At 70.4% G+C, this 21,788-nt stretch carries 23 protein-coding genes and 1 pseudogene; 11 read left to right on the top strand and 13 right to left on the bottom strand.

What is annotated here, in order from left to right:
- Positions 1-116 precede the first annotated feature (116 nt).
- Positions 117-1,547 (top strand): MFS transporter, encoded by a 1,431-nt coding sequence (locus J7I97_RS10520; protein ID WP_214933206.1) that lies wholly within the window; start codon positions 117-119, stop codon positions 1,545-1,547.
- Positions 1,548-1,696: 149 nt separating this feature from the next.
- Here the strand turns inward: J7I97_RS10520 and gap are convergent, their stop codons facing one another.
- The 4 genes from gap to J7I97_RS38330 form a co-directional block, all read right to left on the bottom strand.
- Positions 1,697-2,695 carry a type I glyceraldehyde-3-phosphate dehydrogenase gene (gene gap / locus J7I97_RS10515; protein WP_214933116.1) on the bottom strand — a complete coding sequence of 333 codons (999 nt, stop codon included), beginning with the start codon at positions 2,693-2,695 and terminating at the stop codon, positions 1,697-1,699.
- Between the two features lie 153 nt (positions 2,696-2,848).
- Positions 2,849-3,805, bottom strand: a complete 957-nt coding sequence (locus tag J7I97_RS10510; protein WP_214933114.1) for a GlxA family transcriptional regulator — start codon at positions 3,803-3,805, stop codon at positions 2,849-2,851.
- Positions 3,806-3,942: 137 nt separating this feature from the next.
- The gene (locus tag J7I97_RS10505; protein ID WP_308363798.1) at positions 3,943-4,158 is read right to left on the bottom strand and encodes a cupin domain-containing protein; all 216 of its coding nucleotides are present in this window, start codon (positions 4,156-4,158) and stop codon (positions 3,943-3,945) included.
- A gap of 254 nt (positions 4,159-4,412) precedes the next feature.
- Positions 4,413-4,589, bottom strand: coding sequence for a VOC family protein (locus tag J7I97_RS38330; protein ID WP_374195457.1), 177 nt, complete (start codon positions 4,587-4,589; stop codon positions 4,413-4,415).
- Here J7I97_RS38330 and J7I97_RS10495 point away from each other — a divergent pair.
- From J7I97_RS10495 to J7I97_RS10485, 3 genes are all read left to right on the top strand, one after another.
- Positions 4,527-4,796 carry an Lrp/AsnC ligand binding domain-containing protein gene (locus J7I97_RS10495; RefSeq protein WP_374195456.1) on the top strand — a complete coding sequence of 90 codons (270 nt, stop codon included), beginning with the start codon at positions 4,527-4,529 and terminating at the stop codon, positions 4,794-4,796. The genes J7I97_RS38330 and J7I97_RS10495 overlap by 63 nt on opposite strands.
- Before the next feature lie 358 nt (positions 4,797-5,154).
- Complete coding sequence (locus J7I97_RS10490; RefSeq protein WP_214933110.1) at positions 5,155-5,859, top strand: peptidase inhibitor family I36 protein; 705 nt, start codon at positions 5,155-5,157, stop codon at positions 5,857-5,859.
- Between the two features lie 17 nt (positions 5,860-5,876).
- Positions 5,877-7,307 carry a phosphodiester glycosidase family protein gene (locus tag J7I97_RS10485; protein WP_214933108.1) on the top strand — a complete coding sequence of 477 codons (1,431 nt, stop codon included), beginning with the start codon at positions 5,877-5,879 and terminating at the stop codon, positions 7,305-7,307.
- Between the two features lie 176 nt (positions 7,308-7,483).
- Here J7I97_RS10485 and J7I97_RS10480 read toward each other — a convergent pair whose 3' ends face one another.
- The 3 genes from J7I97_RS10480 to J7I97_RS10470 all read right to left on the bottom strand — a co-directional run bounded on the left by J7I97_RS10480 (position 7,484) and on the right by J7I97_RS10470 (position 8,888).
- Positions 7,484-8,350 carry a YwqG family protein gene (locus tag J7I97_RS10480; protein ID WP_214933106.1) on the bottom strand — a complete coding sequence of 289 codons (867 nt, stop codon included), beginning with the start codon at positions 8,348-8,350 and terminating at the stop codon, positions 7,484-7,486.
- 118 nt (positions 8,351-8,468) lie between these two features.
- Positions 8,469-8,636, bottom strand: coding sequence for a hypothetical protein (locus J7I97_RS10475; protein WP_214933104.1), 168 nt, complete (start codon positions 8,634-8,636; stop codon positions 8,469-8,471).
- Positions 8,637-8,672: 36 nt separating this feature from the next.
- A complete protein-coding gene (locus tag J7I97_RS10470; RefSeq protein ID WP_251058673.1) occupies positions 8,673-8,888 on the bottom strand; it encodes a hypothetical protein in 216 nt (71 codons plus the stop codon).
- Between the two features lie 715 nt (positions 8,889-9,603).
- On the opposite strand from J7I97_RS10470, the gene helR reads away from it, so the two are divergent.
- The 3 genes from helR to thpR all read left to right on the top strand — a co-directional run bounded on the left by helR (position 9,604) and on the right by thpR (position 12,690).
- Positions 9,604-11,769, top strand: coding sequence for an RNA polymerase recycling motor ATPase HelR (helR, locus tag J7I97_RS10465; RefSeq protein WP_214933102.1), 2,166 nt, complete (start codon positions 9,604-9,606; stop codon positions 11,767-11,769).
- Between the two features lie 43 nt (positions 11,770-11,812).
- Positions 11,813-12,019: a hypothetical protein gene (locus tag J7I97_RS39880; protein ID WP_214933100.1), complete on the top strand. Its 207-nt coding sequence runs from the start codon at positions 11,813-11,815 to the stop codon at positions 12,017-12,019.
- Positions 12,020-12,105: 86 nt separating this feature from the next.
- A complete protein-coding gene (gene thpR, locus J7I97_RS10455; protein ID WP_214933098.1) occupies positions 12,106-12,690 on the top strand; it encodes an RNA 2',3'-cyclic phosphodiesterase in 585 nt (194 codons plus the stop codon).
- Between the two features lie 194 nt (positions 12,691-12,884).
- Here the strand turns inward: thpR and J7I97_RS10450 are convergent, their stop codons facing one another.
- On the bottom strand, positions 12,885-14,240 hold the full coding sequence (locus J7I97_RS10450) for a YhgE/Pip family protein (RefSeq protein ID WP_214933096.1): 1,356 nt from the start codon (positions 14,238-14,240) through the stop codon (positions 12,885-12,887).
- Positions 14,241-14,378: 138 nt separating this feature from the next.
- Here J7I97_RS10450 and J7I97_RS10445 point away from each other — a divergent pair, with 138 nt between their 5' ends.
- Positions 14,379-15,059, top strand: coding sequence for a MerR family transcriptional regulator (locus J7I97_RS10445; protein WP_214933094.1), 681 nt, complete (start codon positions 14,379-14,381; stop codon positions 15,057-15,059).
- Positions 15,060-15,300: 241 nt separating this feature from the next.
- Positions 15,301-15,651 carry a hypothetical protein gene (locus tag J7I97_RS10440; RefSeq protein ID WP_214933093.1) on the top strand — a complete coding sequence of 117 codons (351 nt, stop codon included), beginning with the start codon at positions 15,301-15,303 and terminating at the stop codon, positions 15,649-15,651.
- A 216-nt stretch (positions 15,652-15,867) separates the two neighbouring features.
- On the opposite strand, the gene J7I97_RS10435 is transcribed toward J7I97_RS10440, so the two are convergent.
- The 5 genes and pseudogenes from J7I97_RS10435 to J7I97_RS10420 form a co-directional block, all read right to left on the bottom strand.
- Positions 15,868-16,554: an AAA family ATPase gene (locus J7I97_RS10435; protein ID WP_214933091.1), complete on the bottom strand. Its 687-nt coding sequence runs from the start codon at positions 16,552-16,554 to the stop codon at positions 15,868-15,870.
- 337 nt (positions 16,555-16,891) lie between these two features.
- A complete protein-coding gene (locus tag J7I97_RS10430) occupies positions 16,892-18,367 on the bottom strand; it encodes an MFS transporter (protein WP_214933089.1) in 1,476 nt (491 codons plus the stop codon).
- A 394-nt stretch (positions 18,368-18,761) separates the two neighbouring features.
- On the bottom strand, positions 18,762-18,905 hold the full coding sequence (locus J7I97_RS40225) for a hypothetical protein (protein ID WP_374195458.1): 144 nt from the start codon (positions 18,903-18,905) through the stop codon (positions 18,762-18,764).
- 3 nt (positions 18,906-18,908) lie between these two features.
- A pseudogene (locus J7I97_RS40220) lies at positions 18,909-19,013 on the bottom strand (hypothetical protein); the annotation flags it as partial.
- A complete protein-coding gene (locus tag J7I97_RS10420; RefSeq protein ID WP_308369424.1) occupies positions 19,013-19,816 on the bottom strand; it encodes a MerR family transcriptional regulator in 804 nt (267 codons plus the stop codon). The pseudogene J7I97_RS40220 and the gene J7I97_RS10420, both read right to left, overlap by 1 nt.
- 283 nt (positions 19,817-20,099) lie before the next feature.
- Here J7I97_RS10420 and J7I97_RS10415 point away from each other — a divergent pair, with 283 nt between their 5' ends.
- Both J7I97_RS10415 and J7I97_RS10410 read left to right on the top strand, forming a co-directional pair.
- On the top strand, positions 20,100-21,158 hold the full coding sequence (locus J7I97_RS10415; RefSeq protein WP_214933087.1) for a hypothetical protein: 1,059 nt from the start codon (positions 20,100-20,102) through the stop codon (positions 21,156-21,158).
- Between the two features lie 107 nt (positions 21,159-21,265).
- On the top strand, positions 21,266-21,772 hold the full coding sequence (locus J7I97_RS10410; RefSeq protein ID WP_214933085.1) for a hypothetical protein: 507 nt from the start codon (positions 21,266-21,268) through the stop codon (positions 21,770-21,772).
- Positions 21,773-21,788 lie beyond the last annotated feature (16 nt).

Raw genomic sequence — 21,788 nt, 5'->3', positions numbered from 1 at the left:
TACCCGTCTGGCAGCTGCGGCACCGTCAAGGGGTGACCGAGATCCCCGTACGCAATACGCCCGTACGCAGCACTCCCGCACGCAACACGCCTGTACGGGGTACTCCCGTACGCAACATGCCCGTACGAACCGCCGCCGCACCCCCCGCCACCGCGGCCGGCCCCGCCGCCCCCCACCTGGGCGGCCCGGGCCTGTTCACCGTGCTCCTGGGAGCGGCCCTGCCCCTGATCGACTTCTTCATCGTCAACGTCGCGCTGCCGTCCATCGAGCACGACCTCTCCGCCGGCCCCGCCCTGCTCGAACTCGTCGTCGGCGGGTATGGCGTCGCCTACGCCGTCCTGCTGGTCCTCGGCGGGCGCATCGGCGACAGCCTCGGCCGCCGCCGGCTCTTCCTCGCCGGCATGGCGGCCTTCGGCGTCACCTCGCTCGCCTGCGGCCTCGCCCCGAACGCCTGGAGCCTCGTCGCCGCCCGCGTCGCCCAGGGCGCGGCCTCCGCGCTCATGGTGCCGCAGGTGCTCGCCACCATCCAGGCCACCACCGAGGGCCCGCGCCGGGCCCGCGCCATGAGCCTGTACGGGGCCACCGCCGGGCTGTCCATGGTCGCCGGGCAGATCCTCGGCGGCGTCCTGGTCGCGGCGGACCTCGCCGGAACCGGCTGGCGCGCGGTGTTCCTGGTCAACGTGCCCGTGGTGCTGCTGGGGCTGGTCCTGGCCGTGCGCACCGTCCCGGACACCCGCGCCGGCCGGCCCGCATCCGTGGACGTGCCGGGCACCGTGCTGCTCGCCCTGTCGCTGGTCTCGCTGCTGCTGCCGCTGACCGAGGGGCGGGCCGCCGGCTGGCCACTGTGGACCTGGCTCTCGCTCGGCGTGTTCCCCGTCGCCGCCGCGGCGTTCTACCTCACCGAGCGCCGGGCCGACCGTCGCGGCCGCACCCCGCTGGTGCCGCCGAGCCTGCTGAGGCTGGAGTCGCTGCGGCGCGGCCTGGTCCTCCTGCTGCCGTTCTCGGTCGGGTTCAGCGGCTTCATGTTCGTCCTCGCCGTGGCCTTCCAGCAGGGCCTGGGCATGGGCCCGGTGACGGCAGGTCTGGCGCTGGTACCGATGGCCCTGGCCTTCTTCGCAGCCTCCCTGGCCGGCCCGCGCCTGGTCACCCGCTTCGGCAGCCGGGTCGTCACCGCCGGCGGCGTCCTCCAGGCGGCCGGCATCGCCCTCCTGCTGGCCACGCTCCGGTCCGGCTGGCCGGACCTCGGCCTGGCCGCGCTTGCTCCGGGCGTGGCCCTGGCGGGCCTCGGCCAGGGCCTCCAACTGCCGGTGCTGATGCGCCTGATGCTCTCGGACGTCCCCGCCGACCGCGCGGGGGTGGGCAGCGGCGTCATGATCACCGCCCAGCAGTCCTCCCTGGCGCTCGGCGTCGCCACGCTCGGCAGCCTCTTCCTCGCCCTGGCCCCGACGGCAGGCCTGCGCGAGGCGGTGTCCACCACCCTGCTGGTGCAGCTCGCCCTGATCGCCCTGACCACCCTCCTCAGCCTGCGCCTGCCCCGCATGCGCTGAGCCGTATGAGTGCGAAGCACCGGGCGCCCGCGCGCGGGCCCCGTGACGCAGCCCTTCCCGGCACTGCCGCAAGCTGCACTGCGACACCGGCCACGGGATCAGCGACGTGCGCGCCGACTTCTGGCGCAGGCTGTTCGACGACCTCTGAGTCAGCCGGCGGCGAGGAGCGTCAGCGTATCGATCACGCGGTTCGAGAAGCCCCACTCGTTGTCGTACCAGGCGACCACCTTGACGTGGCGGCCGTCGACGCGGGTGAGCTCCGAGTCGAAGATCGACGAGGCGGGGTTGCCCGTGATGTCGGAGGACACGAGCGGGTCGTCGGAGTACTCGAGGACGCCGGCCAGCGGTCCCTGCGCCGCGGCGCGATAGGCCTCCAGGACCTCCTCGCGCGTCACGTCGCGGGCGACGGTGGTGTTGAGTTCGACGATCGAGCCCACCGGGACCGGAACGCGGATCGAGTCGCCCGACAGCTTGCCTTCGAGATTCGGCAGCACGAGACCGATCGCCTTGGCGGCGCCCGTCGTGGTCGGCACGATGTTGACGGCAGCCGCGCGGGCGCGCCGGGCGTCACGGTGCGGGCCGTCCTGCAGGTTCTGCTCCTGCGTGTAGGCGTGCACCGTGGTCATGAAGCCGTGCTCGATGCCGGCGAGGTCGTCCAGTACGGCCGCCAGCGGGGCGAGCGCGTTGGTCGTGCACGAGGCGTTCGAGACGATCGTGTGCAGGGCCGGGTCGTAGGCGTCGGTGTTGACCCCGTACGCGAGCGTGACGTCGGCGCCATCCGACGGCGCGCTGACGAGTACCTTCCGCGCGCCCGCCTTGAGGTGGCCGCGGGCTGCCTCGGCCGAGGTGAAGCGGCCGGTCGCCTCGAGCACGATGTCGACGCCGAGCTCGCCCCACGGCAGCTGCTGCGGTTCCCGCTCGGCGAGCACCGCGATGCGGCGGCCGTCGACGACGAGGACGTTCCCGTCGACGGTCACCGGGCGGCCGAGACGGCCGGCCGTGGTGTCGTAGGCGAGCAGCCGCGCGAGGGTGGCGGGCTCGGTGAGGTCGTTGACGGCGACGACTTCGAGGTCGCTGTCGCGTTCGAGGAGCGCGCGGAGCACGTTGCGTCCGATGCGGCCGAATCCGTTGATGGCGATGCGAGTCATGAGCGATGTCCCTTTCGTTCGTCATCAGGTTCGCGCCCGGCGCACGCCCGCGACAGCGGCGAGATCGCCATGGTTCGCAAGGATCTCGCCACTCAGTGGCGGGCGATGGCGGGCGATGGCGGGCGATGGCGGGCGATGGAAGGTTATGGCGGGCTATTCGCCCCGGGTAAAGGTGCGCCTGTACTCGGTCGGGGTGGTGCCGAGGATGCGGTGGAAGTGCAGCCGCAGGTTCGCCCCGGTGCCGAGACCGACATCGTCGGCGATCTGTTCGACACTCCGCTCCGAACGCTCCAGCAACTCGCGGGCCACGTCGATCCGGGCGCGCATGACCCACTGCATCGGTGTGTACCCGGTGTCCTCGGCGAAGCGTCGCGAGAACGTGCGGGGCGAGACCCCCGCGTGCTGGGCGAGCGCGTCGAGCGTGAGGGGCTCGCCCAGCCGGTGCAGCGCCCACTCGCGGGTGGCGGCGAACCGCTCGCCGAGCGGCTCGGGCACGCTGCGCGGCACGTACTGCGCCTGGCCGCCGCTGCGGTACGGGGCTGCGACCAGGCGCCGGGCCGCGTGGTTCGAGGCGGCCACGCCGAGGTCGCCGCGCAGGATGTGCAGGCACAGGTCGATGCCCGAGGCGGCGCCTGCCGACGTCAGCACGCTGCCCTCGTCGACGAACAGGACGTTCTCGTCGAGCCGGACGAGCGGATGCCTCGCCATGAACGCCCGTGCGTAGTGCCAGTGGGTCGTGGCGCGCTTGCCGTCGAGCAGGCCCGTGGCGGCGAGTGCGAACGCGCCCGTGGAGATGGCGGCGAGCCGCGCGCCCCGCTCGTGGGCGGCGATGAGCGCCTCGATGACGGCCCGCGGCGGGTCGTCGCGGTCCGGGAAGCGGTAGCCGGGGACGAAGACGATGTCGGCCCACGCGAGCGCCTCGAGCCCGTGGGTCACGTGGTACGACAGGCCGTCGCCGCCGGTCACGAGGCCGGGCGCCGCGCCGCACACCCGCACCTCGTACGGCATGCTCGCGCGGGTCGTGAACACCTGCGCGGGGATGCCGACGTCGAGGGGCTTCGCGCCCTCGAGGACGAGGACGGCGACGCGATGGAGGCGGGAGGGCGGCACGGGGACCAGGGTATGCGGGGCCGGGACCGGGGCCGGCGAGGCGCCCGCCCGTCGGCTTCATGCGCCGGGCAGACTCCGGCGTTGCCCGGACTGCTTCGCCACACAGCCGTCGGGTCTGTCCGGGCGCTCGTGAGCGGTCAGGCCGAGGCGGCATCTTCTCGGAGTTCCACGATCACGAGGGTGCCCCGGCTTCCGGGGCGAACCGCATGGGTTGTCCCTGCCGGAACCATGTAGAGCTCGCCCGTCCCTACCGAGACGGGTCGGCCGCTGACGTCGAGTTGGAGCTGCCCCTCAAGGACGAGAAGGGCCTCGGGGGCCTCGTGCCTCTCCGCCCCGACAGGCATTTCGTCCATCCTCAGCACCTTCACACAAGCGGTACCCACCTCCCCCAGCACGAGGGAGCGCCACCCTTCCGGGAGGTCTGCTGCGGTGTTCATCAGGTTGATCAGGCTCACGACGCACTTCCCCTACCGGCCGGCGCAAGATCCACCAGCCGCCTTCGACAAGATCATTGGATGCCGCGAACCTACGTGGCCTGCGCTGGTGATGGGTCGACCGATTGGCAAAGGATGACGACGCCGCGGCCCGCGCGCGGCCTGGCGGCGGGTCAGTAGTACTGGACCAGGCAGAATTCGTGCCCTTCGGGATCGGCCATCACGACGACCACGCCCTCGTCGTAGTCGTGCCGTTCGCCGGTGAACCGGCCGCCGAGGGCGATGACCTGGGCGATGCCCTGGTCGATTTCGTCGACTGCGACGTCGAGGTGCAGGCGTTCAAGACCTATGCCGCCGCCCTGCCCGAGGTAAGCACGGTCTACGTCGTCACCGGCGGCGACGACGACGTGATCGTGCACGTCTCCGTGCCCAGCGTGGACTACCTCCATGGCTTCCTCATGGACAAGTTCACCGAGCGCCGCGAAGTCGTCGGATTCCGTACCTCTGTGATCTACCAGCACACCCACAACCAGGTGCTCGCGCCCCTTACACCTTGACCCGCCGGGAACATCGGCGCGATGCCCGGCCGGCCAGGCCCGTGGGTAGGCACCCCAACGGCGCGAACCCCGGCGTGGTCAGCCGCTTCCCGGTCATGCCGACCGGCCGCTCCCCTATGGCTGCGATGCACCGCTTCGCAGAGCCCTCTCGGGCGGGTCGCGGAATCGGCTGAGATCGCCTTCGTCGTCCTCTACCTCGCGTCCCCGACGGCCACTTGGTCCGCGGGCATGGTCCTGGGCGTCGACGGAGCGCCTGCCTGCGCACCTGGGCCGAGGGCTGCTGGGCCGCCCGCGGTGATCGATATGATCACGCCATCTCGTCAGTCGAACTGGCACGCGATTTTTTGGGGTTCTTTCGATGAAACGCTCTCTGGCATGGGCCGTCATGGGCATCTCGCTCGTGACGCTCGTGCTCTCCTCGCTGGCCATCTCCCGGGCCAGTGCCGCCGAATGGCAGGGCTGTGACACCGGCCGTTTCTGCGTCTACACCGACGCCGACGGCCAGGGCACGACGCTGTCCTTCGGCCCGGATGCTCCGGTCCAGCTCTACTCCGCCGAGTGGGACGACAAGGTCACCTCGGTGCACAACAACTCCCCGTACTGGTCCTGCGTCTACCGGGACGGCTACTACGGCGGCACTGTGCAGGCGCTGCGCCCTGGCTACCGCGGCAATCTGGCCGACACCAGCACGAACCTGAACGACCAGGTCACCTCCCACAAGATGGCCAAGTCCAAGGCGGGCTGCTTCACCGGCTTCGAGCGGTGCGGCAACGGCTACCTCTGCCTGTTCACCGAGCCCGGCGGTCGCGGCGCGATGACCGCGACGCAGAACGACATCGCCGTGTACAACGAGGCGTGGAACGAGCGGGTGGTCTCGGTCGCCAACTACACCGACAAGCACGCCTGCTTCTACCGCGACGCCAATTTCACGGGCTCGTGGAGCGACGGCGGCAAGACCTACGGCAAGTACGTGGTGCTCAGGTCGGACAGCACGGTCATCCCGCAGCCGTTCGCGGCCGGTTTCACCTCCCACAAGCTGGTCACCGGGACGAGCCAGTGCTGACCACCGAGGAATCGACCGTGAATAGCAGCATGCAGCGCACCGTCAAGAGAAGCGCCGTGGCGCTCGTCATGGCCGCCTCGGTCATGGCCACCCCCTACTCCGTCCCGGGCGTGGCCGCCGCGGAGACGGGCCTGACCCTGGCCCTGTTGGAGTCCGGCTCCACGAAGACGGTCGACACCAGTGTCCCGGGCGTCACCCGCACCACGTACTCGGGCGGCACCGGACCGTGGAACGTCAACGTAGTGGTGATCGACCCGGACAAGGCACCCCTGACCCTCAAGGGCACCTTCGGCAGCGGACTGTCCACCTCCCAGACCACCTCCTCGATGTTGCAGGCCGTGTCCGTCAACGCGGTGCGCCAGCCCCGGGCCGGCGTCAACGGCTCCTTCTTCGACGGAAACGTCAAGAACCCCTCGGACAACACCTACGACGGTGACGTGAGCGGCATCCTGGTGCGCGGCGGCAAGCTGGTCAGCGAGGCGGTCAAGGGCAAGGGCAGCAAGCCGGTCGGCTCCGCGCTGGTGCTCCAGCACGGCCGCGCCTACATCACCGAGCTGAGCACCGCTCTGACGGTCAAGCCGAAGAACTCGACCGTCGCCGCACGTCAGTTGGACGGCATCAACCGGCTGCCCGGGCGCATCGCCCACTGCGAGGGCCGGGATTCGGGCGAGACCATCGACGGCAACGGCGTCTGCTGGGACACCTCCGAGATCGTCTCCTTCACGCCGGAGTACGGCGCGTCCACGCCGACCACCTCGTTCGTCACCACCTCCAACGACCCCGACGCCCCGAGCGGGGAGGGAGTGATCAGCACGGACGAGGGCATCGAGGTCGTGCTCGACACACACGACAAGGTCACCGCCTGCTACGACTCGGCCCCCGTCGCCGCCTCCACCTGCCGGAGCGGCAACCGGGGCGGGCGCACCGTGCCGTCTGGCGGCCGGATCCTCCAGGGCATCGGCGAGGGCGCGAGCTGGCTGCGCGCCAACGCGTCGGCCGGCACCGAGCTGGAGCTCCCCGAGACCGTGACCGACACCCGGTTCGGTGACACGGTGGCTCTCGACCCCTCGATGTACGTCACGGCGGGCGGGGACCTGCTGATGCGGGACGGCGTGATCGCCTACACGCAGCCGACGAACGCCGACGGCTCCCCGTACGTCCCCGACGCGGCGCCCCGTACGGCGGTCGGCACCGACGGGTACGGCCGCACCCTCCTGGTGACGGTCGACGGCAGGCACACCGAAGTCAGCAAGGGCGCCACCCGGCTGGAGCTGGCCACGCTCCTGAAGGACCTCGGAGCGGTGGACGCCCTCAACATGGACGGCGGCGGTTCCACCACGCTGGTGTGGCAGAACGCCGTCGTCAACCACCCTTCGGACGGCACCGAACAGGAACGCCCGGTCGGTGACTCGGTGTACGCGGGCGCCGGCGGCTACCCGCTGCCGTAGTCCGCACCGAGGCGTACATGGGCCGCGGGCTGCCGGTGCCGGTCACCGGCAGCCCGGGGTTTCCGGCTGTCAGGCAGTGTCCGAGGTTGGCCACCACCGCCGCGGCCGTCCCCGCGGCCGTCTCGGTCGGCAGACACAGCGCGTCTGAACGGCCAGTGCTGGGGGTGCGGTTGTCATCAGCCGCACTGCCAGGTGAACATGGCTCGGTCGAAGCGCCGCTCTGCCAGGTCCTGCGGCCGTATCAGCCAGTACAGGGCACCGCAGTCTCCCCACATCATGTCCGCAGCGTTCTCGCTGTCGATCTGGGCCAGCAGTACCCAGCCGCCCACCTCGTCGGAAAGACGGGGGTCCTCCCAAGACACCTCACGGTCCAAGACCGCAACGGCGACCTCGATCTCCACCGGGTTCTGCACCGGCTGGGCATGCCCGCCTATCTGGTGGCCCACCTCACCACCGAACTCCCACAGGGCATCAAGGAAGTCCTGAGAACAGACCGGGTGGTCGTACCGCTGTCCCAGCGGGGCATCCGGCGCGAAGGCGTCGCGGATCCGCGGATGCCACGCCTCCGCCGCCGTCATCTCCACCCGCGCGGTCAGCGGCACCGACGGGTACGCCTCAAGGCCCTCAGGCACGTCCCGGGCGGACACCTCCAGCCCGGGCTGTACGTAGAGCACCCGGGCACCGGCCCAACTCTCATGGTCCTCGGGCAGCACGAGAGCGTCGCCGTCGTCCACTTGGCCGTCGAAGTAGAAGAACAACAACGTGCCCGCATCCGGCAGGGCGATGTCCAGGGCGCCGACGGGCAGTGCCGCGCAATCGAACGACGCGATGAACGACAGCGGACCATGCCCCTCCCACACCGGCCATTCCGTATCGACCGGCAACATCGGCAGGCCACCGAGCCGGCCAACCACGTAGTCCGAGTCGCCCGCCACGGCAAGGCGCGCCCCCGGGCGCAAGAGAGCGAGCCACTGCTCGCCCATGTCGGGCGACAGGTGTTCGAGGGCGAGGGAACGCAGAGCGTCGATGGAGCCGTTCGTCATGAGTCCGATCATGCACGGCCCCACTGACAATCCGGCCAACGGTCCCACTGACAGTCCGGCCACGGGCCTTCGCAGGTGGGAATCAATCCCGTCCGTCTGCGTTTCCGGTCGACAGCAATCAGTCAGCGACGGACAGCCTGTGCCACCAGTGACCGCATCCGCCGGAGGGCTGCCTCCCGATGGACAGGCGGCGCTCTGCTGCGGTGATCAGGATTCCGAGCAGCACCGCCAAGTCGGTTGCGCCCTCGGTGTCATCGGCCCAGCGGGTGGCCTGCAGCGGTTGCACCAGCGAGGGCGTCCTTCTGGTGGTCGGGCCCGGGGGTCATCGGTTTCCGCCCACGGTCCGGGCGAACCGCGAGCTCACCACGTCGACCACGGCGACGTCCGGTTCGATCCAGCTGCCGAACCGGCCGCCGACCGCGCTCTCCACGATCTCCCGGGCTCGTTCCTCCTCGATGCCGTTGTAGGCGAGGAACCATTCGAGGACATGCTTGCAGTGGCTGTACCAGCCGCTCTCGGCCTGGGTGCGGTCAGCCACCACGGTGACCAGTCGCGTGCACGCCCGTTCCCAGCGCCAGGGATCCACCGAGGACACGGCCGAGTGCGACGGCGGTGCCAGGGTGGAGAAGCACTCCGCCAGATCCTCAAAGCCGGGTCGAAGGTGCGTGCTGTCGCCGCCGGCGACGTGGCCGAAGCACAACTTGCCGCGGGGCAGGCCAGGGCCGGCCCGGATCCGGAGGGGGGCGATCGGTGTGCTGTCGCTGCTGCATGGCGGGCACGGCGCCACCGCGGTCACTCCAGCCTCGGTGCACTCGGCTCGGCCAGGCGTCGCCAGCAGGTCAGGCCCGAGCCGGGGCCGAGTTCCTGCGGCGCATGGGAGATCCTCCTGGGCCGGCGGTACCGCCGTACGCCGCGTGCCGCGGCTTCGCGAGGAGGGTGTCCGTCCAAGCGGACGATGGACACAAGGGAGAGTACCCATCCCTTGCCACTCTCAACTTATAGCGCACCGGGGGGCTTGCGGCAAGGCCCCGGGCATGCCGCAAAATCGCAGGCCTAGGCCCAGAACCTGCAGAAATGGGAGATTCACCAAGTGCGTTTGTTGTGGTCGGTCTATGGGTGGTGCGGTGACATCACGCCGGTGGTGGAACCTCCCCTGCGGTTGTGGGCACCGGGCGCCGAGGTGCGGGTGTGTACGCCGACGGTGTGTACGCCGCCGGACTGCGCCGGAGCCATGCCAGAAGGGAGCCGATGACATGAACCTCCTGACCACTGAGGCGTTCGACCTTCCAGACCGCCTCTCCTCCAAGGCCGACCCGACGCTGATCGCGGGCGACGAGCAGCACTTCGCGGCCATCGCGGAGAGCCTTGAGCAGTCGATCGCCGAACTGTCCGACCGGCTCGACAACTTGCGCAAGGCGCCCGGCGGCAAAGGCCGGGAGGCCATGGACCGGGACGTGGAGATCCACCGGCTGACCGCTCGCCTGCGCGCCCTGAGTCGCTTCGGTTTGGACCTGTGCCTGGGACGCATCGTCAGCGCGGACAACCCCGAGCCCGTGTACATCGGACGACTTGGCCTCACCGACGGCGCGGGCCGTCGGCTGCTGATCGACTGGCGCTCCCCCGCGGCCGAGCCGTTCTTCGCCGCAACCCACGCCAACCCGATGGGTCTGGCAAGCCGCCGCAGATATCGTTGGACGCGTGGCCGGATCAGCGACTACTGGGACGAGGTATTCACCGCGGACGGGTTTGAAGGGCACGCCGCGCTCGACGACCAGTCCGCTTTCATCGCCAGTCTGGGCAGCAACCGGTCGTCCCGGATGCGAGACGTACTCGGCACCATCCAGGCCGACCAGGACGCCATCATCCGCGCGGGGTCCCGCGGCGCTCTCGTCGTCGACGGCGGTCCGGGTACGGGAAAGACCGTCGTCGCTCTGCACCGCTCCGCCCACCTCCTCTACTCCGATCCTCGCCTGGGTCACCGTCGGGGCGGCGTGCTGTTCGTGGGTCCGCACCGGCCCTACCTGGCCTACGTCGCCGACGTCCTCCCCAGCCTCGGAGAGGAGGGGGTGCAGACCTGCATCCTGCGGGACCTCGTTGCCGAGGGAGCCACAGCGGCGATCGAGACCGACCGGGGCGTGGCCCTGCTGAAGTCGTCGGCGGACATGGTGAAGGCGGTCGAGACGGCCGTCAGGTTCTACGAGGAGCCACCCACCGAAGGAATGACGGTATCGACCCACTGGGACGACATCTGGCTGAGCGCCGACGATTGGGCCGAGGCGTTCGAAGCGGCAGAACCAGGTACTCCGCACAACGAAGCGCGCGAACAGATCTGGGAGGAGCTGGTCACGATCCTGCTGGACAAGAACGGCGGGGACGACGTCCCGCCTGAGCTGTTCCGACGATCGCTGCGGCAGAACACGGATCTGCTCACGACCCTCAACCGCGCGTGGCCGATGCTCGAAGCCGCCGACCTCGTCGGAGACCTGTGGTCGGTACCCGCCTACCTACGGATGTGCGCTCCCTGGCTCAGCCGCGATGACGTCTCGAAGCTGCAGCGGAAGGACGCTCAGGCCTGGACGGTGTCCGACCTGCCGCTCCTGGACGCAGCACGGCAGCGGCTCGGCGACCCGGAGGCCGCACGACGAAAGCGTCGGCACAACGCCGCTGTCGCCGCCGAACGCGCGCGCATGGCCGACGTCATCGACGACCTGCTCAAGGCCGATGACGATGGCGAGGGTGCGGTGACGATGCTGCGCGGGCAGGACCTGCAGGACAGCCTGATCGACGGGACCGCTTTGCCCAGCGCCGACCCGGACCGGCTCGCCGGCCCGTTCGCCCACATCGTCGTGGACGAGGCTCAGGAACTCACCGACGCGGAGTGGCAGATGCTGCTGCTCCGGTGTCCGTCCCGGAGCTTCACCATCGTCGGGGATCGCGCCCAGGCGAGGGACGGGTTCGCGGAGTCCTGGCAGGAACGGCTCGAGCGGATCGGGCTCGACCGGATCAACCTGGCCTCCCTGAGCATCAACTACCGGACCCCGGAAGAGGTCATGGCGGAAGCCGAGCCGGTCATCCGGGCCGTGCTCCCGGACGCCAACGTGCCGACTTCCATCCGCAGCAGCGGCGTCCCCGTCGTACACGGATCCGCGTCGGATCTGAGCTCGGTCCTCGACACCTGGCTCGCCTCACATGACGACGGGATCGCCTGCGTCATCAGCACTGGTGACACCGGAGTTGGCGGATTCCGGGCGACGTCCCGCGTCCGGTCGCTGACCCCGGAGCTGTCGAAGGGGCTCGAGTTCGACCTGGTCGTCCTCATCGACCCCGAGGAGTTCGGCAAGGGCGTCGAAGGAGCGGTCGACCGCTATGTCGCGATGACCCGTGCGACCCAGCAGCTCGTCATCCTCACGAGCTCCTGACGTCGGCCGGAGGAACGCCCAGCTGGGCTTCGGCAGCCTGCCGATGCGTGCCTCGCGGGACGTCGCCCGGGTGGACGGGGAGGCGGCGGCCCGCGCGCAGGGCCGCCGCGTACTCGTCTCCCGCGGCTGGGCCGGCCTGGCCCTGATCGACAGCCACGACGACGACCACCCGGGCCGGCGCGTCAGCGGACGACGGCCTTCCCGCCCCGGCCCGGCGGCGGAAAGATCTGGCGGCCGACCGCGAGCGTGAGCTCGGCCGACGCAGCCGGGGCGCCTGGCGCGCATGCAGGTGGGGCCTGTAACCGTCCCGGCAACCGGTGGTGTACTAAGGCCTTCGTGAACGAACAGATTCAGGCCTCGACCATCCGCGTGTTCATAGCGCTTGCCCCGCCCGACGACGCGAAGGAAGAGCTGGCGCCGGCGCTGCGGCCCGCCTATGACGCGTACCCGCGCATGCGGTGGAACCGCATCGAGGACTGGCACATCACCCTGGCGTTCCTCGGCGAGCTCCCCGTGGCAACCGTTCCACTCCTTCGGCCGCCGCTCGCGGATCTCGTGGCAACACGCCGGCCCCTCCAGCTGGCACTGCGCGGCGGCGGGCACTTCGACGAGCGGGTGCTGTGGACCGGGATCGAGGGGGACCTCGAAGGGCTGCACCTGCTCACCGCCGAGGTCCGCCGCGTGGTCAAGGAATGCGGTGTCCCCTTTGAGGAGCGGCCGCTGCGCCCCCATCTGACGCTGGCCCGATCCCGCCGCGACGATCCCTCCAGCGTGGTGAAAGCGGCCACCGAACTCGCTGCGTTCAGCGGTCGCCGATGGCACGCCGAACGCCTGCACTTGGTCGGCAGCAACGTCGGCCGTGGCCCGGGACCGATCCACTACCGCGACATCGAAGCGTGGAACTTCAGCGGCGGGCACTGACAGCTCCCCTGCGCGCCGAGCCCGTGGCGACCGTACCGCGCCATCTGCGCGGCCCCGCCCGGCGCGGCGCTGGAGGGGAAGCTGAAGGGGAAGCTGAAGGGGAAGCTGAAGGGGAAACGGACCGCGGTCCCCGTCGCCCCGTGAAGGGGATACGGGGACCGCGGTCCGTTCAGCATCCGGGCGTGGCGGCCGTCTCAGGCCGTGGCGGGCGCTGCGGCCTCCGGAGACGCGGGGGGCTCAGGGGTCTCGGCGGGGGCCGCGGTCCCGGTCTCGGTATCGGGCCGTGGGATGCGGTGCAGCCCCCGGCGGTCGTAGAGGCGGGTGACGGCGAAGCCGAAGACCAGCGCGGCGACGAGGGCGACACCCATCGAGGCCCACGCCCGGGTCAGGCCCGCGTCGGCCTGGGCTCCGTAGTAGAGCAGGGAGCGCAGGCCCTCGGTGATCTGCCGAAGCGGCTCGAACTCGGCCAGGGCGCGGAAGAACCCGGGCAGCGCCTGAACGGGCACGGTGGCGCCGGAGGAGGGGACGGCCATCGCGACGAAGACGATGGTGGCCAGCAGCATGCCGGGGGTGCCGAATGCGGCGAACAGGGCCAGGCTCCCGATGCCGACGACCGCGATGGTGGCGACCGAGTAGAGCCACAGCAGGCCGAGGTGAGAGGCATCCATGTCGAGGATGCCGACCGTGGCGACCTCGACCAGGGTACCCATGACCAGTGACAGGCCGAGCATGAGCGCCATGCCGATGGCCAGGGTGCGTACGCGGCTGGTGTGCTGGACGGGTTCGCGCTTGCGGAAGGGGCCGAAGTCGGTGTGCAGGTAGCCGAGCGCGGTATCGACCTGGGAGTTGACCACGTTGGCGCCGAGCATGCCGCAGACGACCAGGACCAGCGCGTAGTAGAAGGCGCTCAGACCCATGGCGCTGCGGGATCCGACGGGGTGGCCGTCGGCGACGTTCACGGTCACCGGGTCGGCCAGCTTGAGCTGGGCGGCCGGCGGGAGCGGGGTCTTCTGGGCGTCGGCCCGCTTCAGGAGTTCCTGGCCGAGCTGGGCGGATGCGGCGTGGGCGGCCTTCTGGGCGGCCTGGGAGGACATGGAGGAGCCGATGCTGCCGGCGGCCTGGTTGGTCAGCACGGTCAGGGTCGGCGGGGCGGCCTTGCCCTGGGGTGCGGGCTGCGGGGCGGCGAGCCCGTTCACCGTGGTGGTGAAGTCCTTGGGGATGACGAGGGCGCCGAAGACCTTGCCCCGGCCCAGCCGCTTGTCGGCCTCCTCGCGGCTGACGATCTGCCAGTCGATGCTCTTGGCGCCCTTGGCGGCCTTCTGGATGCCCGAGACGACCTGCTCGCCCAGGTTGACGCGGCGGCCGTTGACGTCGGCGCCGCTGTCGGTGTTGACCAGGGCCACGGGCAGGTCGCGCAGGTTGCCCCTGGGGTTGACGTTGCCACCGACGTAGAGCAGGGCGAACAGCATCGAGACCACTGCGGCGATGAGTCCGGTTCCGATCCACAGCTGGGGTCGGCGGAGCACGGAGGGGGGCGTGGGGTGAGGCATCGATTCTCCGGTGCGGCGGCTGCGTTCCTTGACTGGATACTGAAGGTATCCAGCTACTACTGGATAGTGGCAGTATCTTGTTGTGGTGTCCAATCGCCGATGACGGATACCTGACCGCATGACCAGCAGGGAAGCCGTATGAAGATCTCGGAGCTCAGCCGGCGGACCGGCGTGCCGGTCGCCAGCATCAAGTACTTCCGGCGGCAGGGTCTGTTGCCCGCAGGGCGGGCGACCGCCGCGACCCTGGCCGAGTACGGGGAGGAGCACGCGGAGCGGCTGCGGCTGATCAAGGCGCTGACCACGCTCGGCGGCCTGTCCATCGCCGCCACCCGTGACGTGCTCGGGGCCGTCGACCAGGCCGACAGCTCCGAGGGCGCCCTCGGAGCTGTCAGCTACGCCCTTCCGGTGCCGGTGGCGGCCCAGCGCGCCGCGGGCCCCGAGGAGGAGGCCGAGGCCGACGCGGCCGACGCGGCTGCTGGGGCCGAGGTGGCGGAGTTGCTCGCGGCCCTGGACTGGCAGGCGCCCGGCACCTCACCGCATGTAAAGGGGCTGACGGCGGCCCTGAAGGAACTACGGCGGCTGGACGCGGAGTACGCCCCGGGCGAGCTCGCCGCCTACGCGAGGCTGGCCGAGTCGGTGGCCCGGCTGGACCTGGAGCGCGCGGCCGGCCTCGACGACCCGGTGGCCCTGGCCGAGCGGGCGGTCATCGTCTTCGCGATCTGCGCGCCGGTGTTCGAGCTGCTGCGGCGTCTCGCCCAGGAGGATCAGGTCCGGCGCCGCATCACGGGCGACGGCGCTGAGCCCGCAGCGCCACGGTAGCGCGCGTACAGCGGGCCGCCGGGGTAGTCGCCCGCGGTGAGGACCTCCTCGCGGGTGCTGACCAGGAAGTTTGGGCGGTACCGGGCGAGTGCGACAGTCGACATGGTCTTACCTACGCCGGGCGGGCCGCCGAACAGCACGAGGGGTCGGCGAAGCCTCCGCGGGGTATCCGGGGGTACGGTCCAACAGGATCTGGTCGGTCGCGAAGCGCTCCGCCAGACCATTGACGACAGGAGAAGGAATGAAGACAGGCAGAATAGTGGGAGCCGTCTCGGCTCTCGTGCTGGCGGGTCTGCTCATGGGCCCCCAGACGACTGCGCAGGCAACAACCGTCAGCACCCATGCAGTCGGCGCGGCGGCTCAGGCCGGATCTCTCAGCGTGGCGGCGCCGGTCACGGACACTCGCCCGCTCGCGGCCGCGAACGCCGTCTCTGATTCGAAGAAGAAGGGCGAGAAGAAGAAGAAAAAGGGTGGCTTCTTCAAGAAGTTTGGCTTCGCCGCTGTCATCGTCTTCCTCCTGATCGTTCTCCTGGTCGTCGTCGCGATCACCTTCGCGATCCGCCGCTCTTCGCGGCGCGGCGAGCAGGCGTAGCCACCAGTACGGGCAGGCCTCGCTGGAAGGTCTGGACGGAGCTCCGTGCGCACAGTTGGGGGTAGGGATGAGTAGCCCTTGTACGCCCCTACCCCTGCTGGCACGTATGCGGTCCGCATGCAGGTCCCGGACACGGGCCGCACCCGGATCTCCTGCCGGTCCGGCAGCCACGACGCGGTAGCGGGGCTGCCGGTCCCACCACACCTACGTGGTACGTCAGTTGCCGGCAGCGCTGGAGGGCCCGCGGCTGAATCGCACCCGCGTGGCGCGCTCTCGCGAGGCACGGTCGAGCAGGACCACGGAGCTCAGACCCATGCTCGTGGGCAGACCGTCCTGTTCGAGACCGGACAGCATTCTCGCCAAGCCCCGTTGATGGGTGGAGAACACGCGGCGCGAGGTCAGCCGCCTGCGGGCGTGTTGGCCGGACAGTGCCTCTCGGGGGCCAACGTCGATTACCACCATGTGCAGGGGCCGCGCGGCACGACGGGCGTTGTGGGCGAGCCACCGGCGCATCCAGGCCCTGCTGCCGCAGTCATGGATGAGCAGCGGACGCGTGCGCCGCATTTCCGCTCGCATCCAGCGCATGTGCCTCAGCCGTGCCCACGGCCGGTACACGGCGTAGGGAAGCCAGGAAGGCATCAGCGCCTCACAGGCGGTGCGGGTGGTACGCGGGTCGACTATGGCGGCGGCCGGGGACCACCTGTGCAACAGGGTGCTTTTCCCGCTGCCCGGAAGCCCGGCGACGATGACGACAGCATCGTGCGGGTAGGACAGGCTTATGTCCGACTCGGCATGACCGCGAAGGTCGACGATCCCCCACGGGCTCTCGGACGGCTTCGTCCGGTTCACGGCCGCCCGAGCGTCGGCGTGCCGCTCCCTTGCGTGCCCGGTGCCGATGGGCATGCTCATAGGTGGCCGGTGCCGAGACATGTGAGGTCGAGGAACACGACTGACACCCTTCTAGAACCTCAACAATCCGGGGACGCTCAACGCACCCCTGGGGGCCCGAAGGGATTGCCCGTCGTGACCGTGAACGCCGAGCTCGAAGCCTACGCCCCCATCCGGCCCTCGGTCGCCGGGGTGAGGCGTCAGCTGTGCCGTCGGTCGAGCACCATGACCCGTCCGGCGTGAGCGTTACCGTTCATGGCATCGATCCCGCTGCAGGGCCCCATCATCGGCAGCGCCTGATCCGGCCCTGGACCCGGCCTCGCAGCGGCGCCAGCTCGAAGCGGATGATGCCTTACGGCCGGTGCGGAGCCGGGGCGTTGATCAGCGCGAGGGCGAGCACCGCGGCGGTGGCGAGGATGCCGGCGCCCCAGGCGGCGGCGACGGAATAGCCGTGGACCAGGGCCGCCGCCGACGGCGGGCTGCCGTGCGGTAGCCCGCCGAGGTAGGCGGCCGTCGCGCTGGCCGCGATGGTGTTGAGCAGTGCCGTGCCGATCGAGCCACCCGCCTGCTGCGCGGCGTTGACCACGGCCGAGGCGATCCCGGCGTCGCGCGGGTCGACGCCGAAGGTGGCGGTGCTGATGGCCGGTACGAAGGTGCAGCCCATGCCGACGCCGAGCAGGATCTCGGCGGGCAGGACGTGGGCCGCGTAGCCGCTGCCGACGTCGAGCCGGGTGAGCAGCGCCATGGCCGCGGCCGCCGTGAGCAGTCCGGGCACGACCAGCACACGGGGCGGCACCCGGGGAAGCAGTCGGCCGGCGATCCCGCCGGCGCCCACCTGCACGGCCGCCATCAGCGGCAGGAAGGCCAATCCCGTCTTGACCGGCGAGTAGTGCTGGACGACCTGGAAGTAGTACGTCAGGAAGAGGAACAGCCCGAGCATCCCGGCCAGCGCCAGCGCCATGGACAGATACGAACCGCCGCGGTTGCGGTCCCGCACGATCCGCAGCGGCAGCAGGGGATGCTCCACCCGGGATTGCAGCAGCACGAACAGGGCGAGCAGCACTGCGGCCGCCACCAGTAGCCCGATCACCAGCCCGGAACTCCAGCCCTGGCCGATCGCCTCGGTGCACGCGAATACGAGCGCCACCAGCCCGCCGGCCGCCAGTAGCGCGCCCGGCACGTCGAAGTGCTGTCTGGCCGCCGGCCGGATGCCGGGCAGTACCAGCCATCCGCCGCAGGCCGCGACGGCCGAGACCGGCACGTTGACGTACAGGCACCAGCGCCAGCTCAGGTATTGCGCGAGCACCCCGCCGAGCAGCAGTCCCACGGCCGCACCGCTTCCGGCGATCGCGCCGAAGACCGCGAAGGCCTTGGCGCGTTCGCGGGTTTCGGTGAACGTCACGGTCAGCAGGGACAGAACGGTGGGGGCCAGCACGGCGGCGAAGAGCCCTTGCAGTGCGCGGGCGCCGGTGAGCATCCCGAAGTTGACCGCTGCGCCGGCCGCGGCGGAGGCGGCGGCGAAGCCGATCAGGCCGACCATAAACGTGCGCTTGCGGCCAACGTAGTCCGCGATGCGGCCGCCCAGCAGGACCAGGCCGGCGAAGGCGAGTGTGTAGGCGGTGATCACCCACTGCCGGTTGGCGTCGGAGAAGCCCAGCTCGGACTGGGCGGAGGGCAGTGCGATGTTCACGATCGTGGCGTCCAGCGCCACCATCAGCTGCGCCAGAGAGATGAACACCAGCGCCACCCAGCGCCGTGGGAAGGGATTCGAGCCGTCGGCCGTGACCCTGCCGGGTTCGACCCCGTCTGGTTCGGTGGTGCCACTCATCGGACAGGACTTTCGAGTAGTGAGCTCGATCCCCATGAACGTTACCGCCAAGGCCGTCAGCCGCGCCTTCGACGACGCGCCGGCTCGCCGCAGGCGGCTCCCGGCCCTGTGGCTTGACGAGAACCTCGGCGGATACGTGCGGACCATGCCGTTCTGCGGGCCCCGACTCCGGTCCCCGTGGGCGAATCGGCCCGCGCCTGGATCTCCGTGTCGTCCTGCCACTCGCCCGGCTAGCCCAGCGCCAAGGTCCGTGACCTGGCCGGAATCCCTTCGTTGGGCGGTCGTCTGCGACGCGCTCTGCCGACCGCACTGCTCCTCGCCGTCGACCGACGCGTACGGCGTGACGGTGCCGGTCCTGTCCGGATGTCGGGGACCAAGTGGAGCGGCCGATGATTCAGCCCGCCGGTCCCCTCGGAGCGGGCTCCGCCCGCTCCGGGTGCGGGTAGGACAGCTGTACGCGCAGCGGACGGGCCGCCCAGCCCGGCAGGTACCAGTTCCACGAGCCGAACAGCGAGACGAGGGATGGAACGAGCAGCATCCGCACGATGGTCGCGTCCAGGAGGATGCCGATGCCGAGGCCGGTCGCCAGGGTCTTGAGGTCGGTGCCGGGGCCGGAGGCGAGCGCGGCGAAGGCGAGGAAGAGGATCAGGGCGGCGCTGGTGACGAGCCGGCCGGTGCGGCCGAATGCGTTCCGCCGAGGGCAGGTCCGCGTCGACGATCCGGTCCAGGATCTGCTTGCCCTCGTCCGACTCCGTAGCAATGCCCTCGAGCACCGCCCGGCGGCGTGCTCCGCGACCTGCGCCGGGTCGGGGCGGGGCCGTGGGGCTCCTGCCCTGCCTGCGCACCGGCCACGGCCATCTCGTGTACCCGATTCCGGAATCCCTCGTCCCCGACCAACTCGGCCAGCTCAACCCAAGCGTCCACCTGCTCGGGAGTGGGGTCGGCGGGCAGTTCCGCCGGCATGGTGCGCATGGTCTGCGCGATGTGTCCGCCGGGCGCGTCGGGGTCAACGCCGTCAAAGGTCTCGTGGACGAAGTCGTCGGTGATCCGCTGCCGCTCGTCGGCGGACATCCGGGCCAGCTCGTGCATGAGTCCCATCTCCTCGGTCGTACTGCCATGTCGAGCGACCCGCTGCAGCACAGCGCGCCGCACCTGCAGCATGCGGATCTCCGCGTTCAGCGCCCGCAGCTGCGTCCTGGCCACGTCGTGCACCGTCACCTGCCTGGCCAGCACCCGGCGCACCGTGTCCAGGTCGAATCCCAGCTCACGCAGGCTGCGGACCAGGTCGAGGCGGGCGACGGCCTCGGCGTCGTAGAGCCGATAGCCACCCGCCGAGCGGCCGGCCGGCGCGACGACGCCGCTGTCGGACCAGAAGCGGATCGTGCGCACCGAAAGTCCGGTGCGGCGGGCGAGCCGGCCGATGGTCAACAACTCGGTGTGGGCGCTCACGAGGTCAATCCTCAACCCTCCAGCCGGTGGAGACTCAAGCCCCTTTGCCGGCCCCGGAGGAGCGGGTTGCCGGTGTGGGGGTTTTGCATGCACGTCGGGGGGTTCGCGTGAGGACGTTCGGTACATCTCAACGGCCTGTTGACCGAGCATCAGTGAACGTTTCAGCATGCACGGGTCAATCCGTTCGACCTACGGAGGACTCACCCGCATGGGTAAAGGATCGTTAGGCAAGATACGCGCGGCAGTCGCTGCGATCGGCGCAGCCCTGCTGATACCGCTGGCAGTGGCCACGCCTGCCGGTGCCGCGCCCGGACCGAACGACTCCGGATCGGGTCAGCTCGCGATCGAGCTCGGCACGCCGGAGAAGGCAACCACCCTCACGACCCCCGACGGCGACATGGGCGCCCAGGCACTCGACTGTGCCGAAGGGTTCATCCGGCTCAGCCGTACCGAGTCGTGCTCGAACCTGAAGATCCCGGTGATCTACACGATCAACGGAGCACCCGCTGGGAAGGCGACCCTGCATTCCAAGGTCACCTCCACCCTGAACCCCCGCAACCGGTACGAGTCGAAGTACAAGGTGGAGCTGCGGCTGACCGACCCGTCCTCGTGGGCGGGTTGGCTGACCAACGCCCGGGTCGGGTTAGACTGCAACCACTGCGACGTGAACGAGTCGGGTGAACAGTTCCTGTTCCCGAACCAGACGCGGACGTACGAGTTCACCGTGTCGTCGCCGGGCAAGGCTCTGGTCAACGACAGCGTCCGCCCGTACGCCACCCTGGACGCGCCCCGTCACGACGAGGGCAGCGCCGTCATCGGAGAGACGTTCCGGCCGCGCTGCGACAGCACCCCGCGCATCACTCCCGTCCAGTACGGCGGCTGCGTGTACCCCGAGATCGCGGCGGTGTGGGAGCTGGACACCGCCAACCCGCGGGTCGACGCGGTGGCCTGGCACGTCGACTGGGCGCAGCGCAACCTTCAGCAGCCGTGGGGGAAACCGGGTACCCGGTACCCGCTGCACCGCACGTTCGACGACACGATCACCGACGCGAACCGTGACGTGGCCTGCGGCCGCAATGTGCCCCGGCCTCCGCCGGGCAGCGGGCTGGCCTGTGACGAGTACCCGTTCGCCCAGTCGCTGGAAGGGGCCAGCCGGAATCCGGACTACTCCTGCCACTTCCTCGACGGGCGCGACAACTCCCGTGAGGGCAGCCTGCGCAAGGCGTCGCTGAACGGTCAGCGGGTCCTGGAGGGCGACGCGTTCTACGTCCGTGTCCTCAAGTCCGCGGGTGCGGTGGCGCCGCCTCAGGCGATGGGGCCGGTCGGCTGCGGCAGCGACTGACCCACCGTTGCGCCGGCATTTCGGCTGAACCGGCACCCAAAGAGCAGGGGCCGCACCCACCATGGGTGCGGCCCCGTTCCGATTCGAAACCGAGGGGAAGACCCCACATGCCCGCCCTGCAGCACGCCACCACCAGCACCGTCCACGTCGACGCCGGCACGATCGACCTCACGGGGGAGGATCTCGTAGCCGAGTTCGAGCCCGAGTGGTCGCTGAACGGCCTCGTCGAGGCCGACCCGGACGACGGTAGCGCCCGGATCCTGTGCGGGCAGGAGACCGGCCAGATCGCTGTCACCGCCCAGCTCTGGGACGAGGCCCCGCCTCTGGACGCCGAGAGGTGGCAGGACGTCGCCGAGGTGCCCGTCTCATGGTCCTCCGCGTTCATCGACTTCGCCACGACCGGCACCGAAGTGGACCCGTCGGCCCGGCTGGACCTTCCCGGCCCCGGCGACTACCGCATCCGCGTCCACGGCAGGAACCGCGACGGCGGCGATCCGCGCGGCGCGAGCGATCCCGTCGAGGAGTACTTGATCCAGGTGTGGCGCGCCCCGGCCGGAGGTCCGGAGGTGTGGAAGGCATCCAGCCAGACCGCCGCACTGTGGCGTGCGCCGTGATGACCGGGGCGGGTCG

The organism is Streptomyces sp. ISL-87 (genome assembly GCF_018614095.1).
Classification (GTDB): domain Bacteria; phylum Actinomycetota; class Actinomycetes; order Streptomycetales; family Streptomycetaceae; genus Streptomyces.
This window is presented reverse-complemented; position numbering and strand designations above follow the sequence as displayed.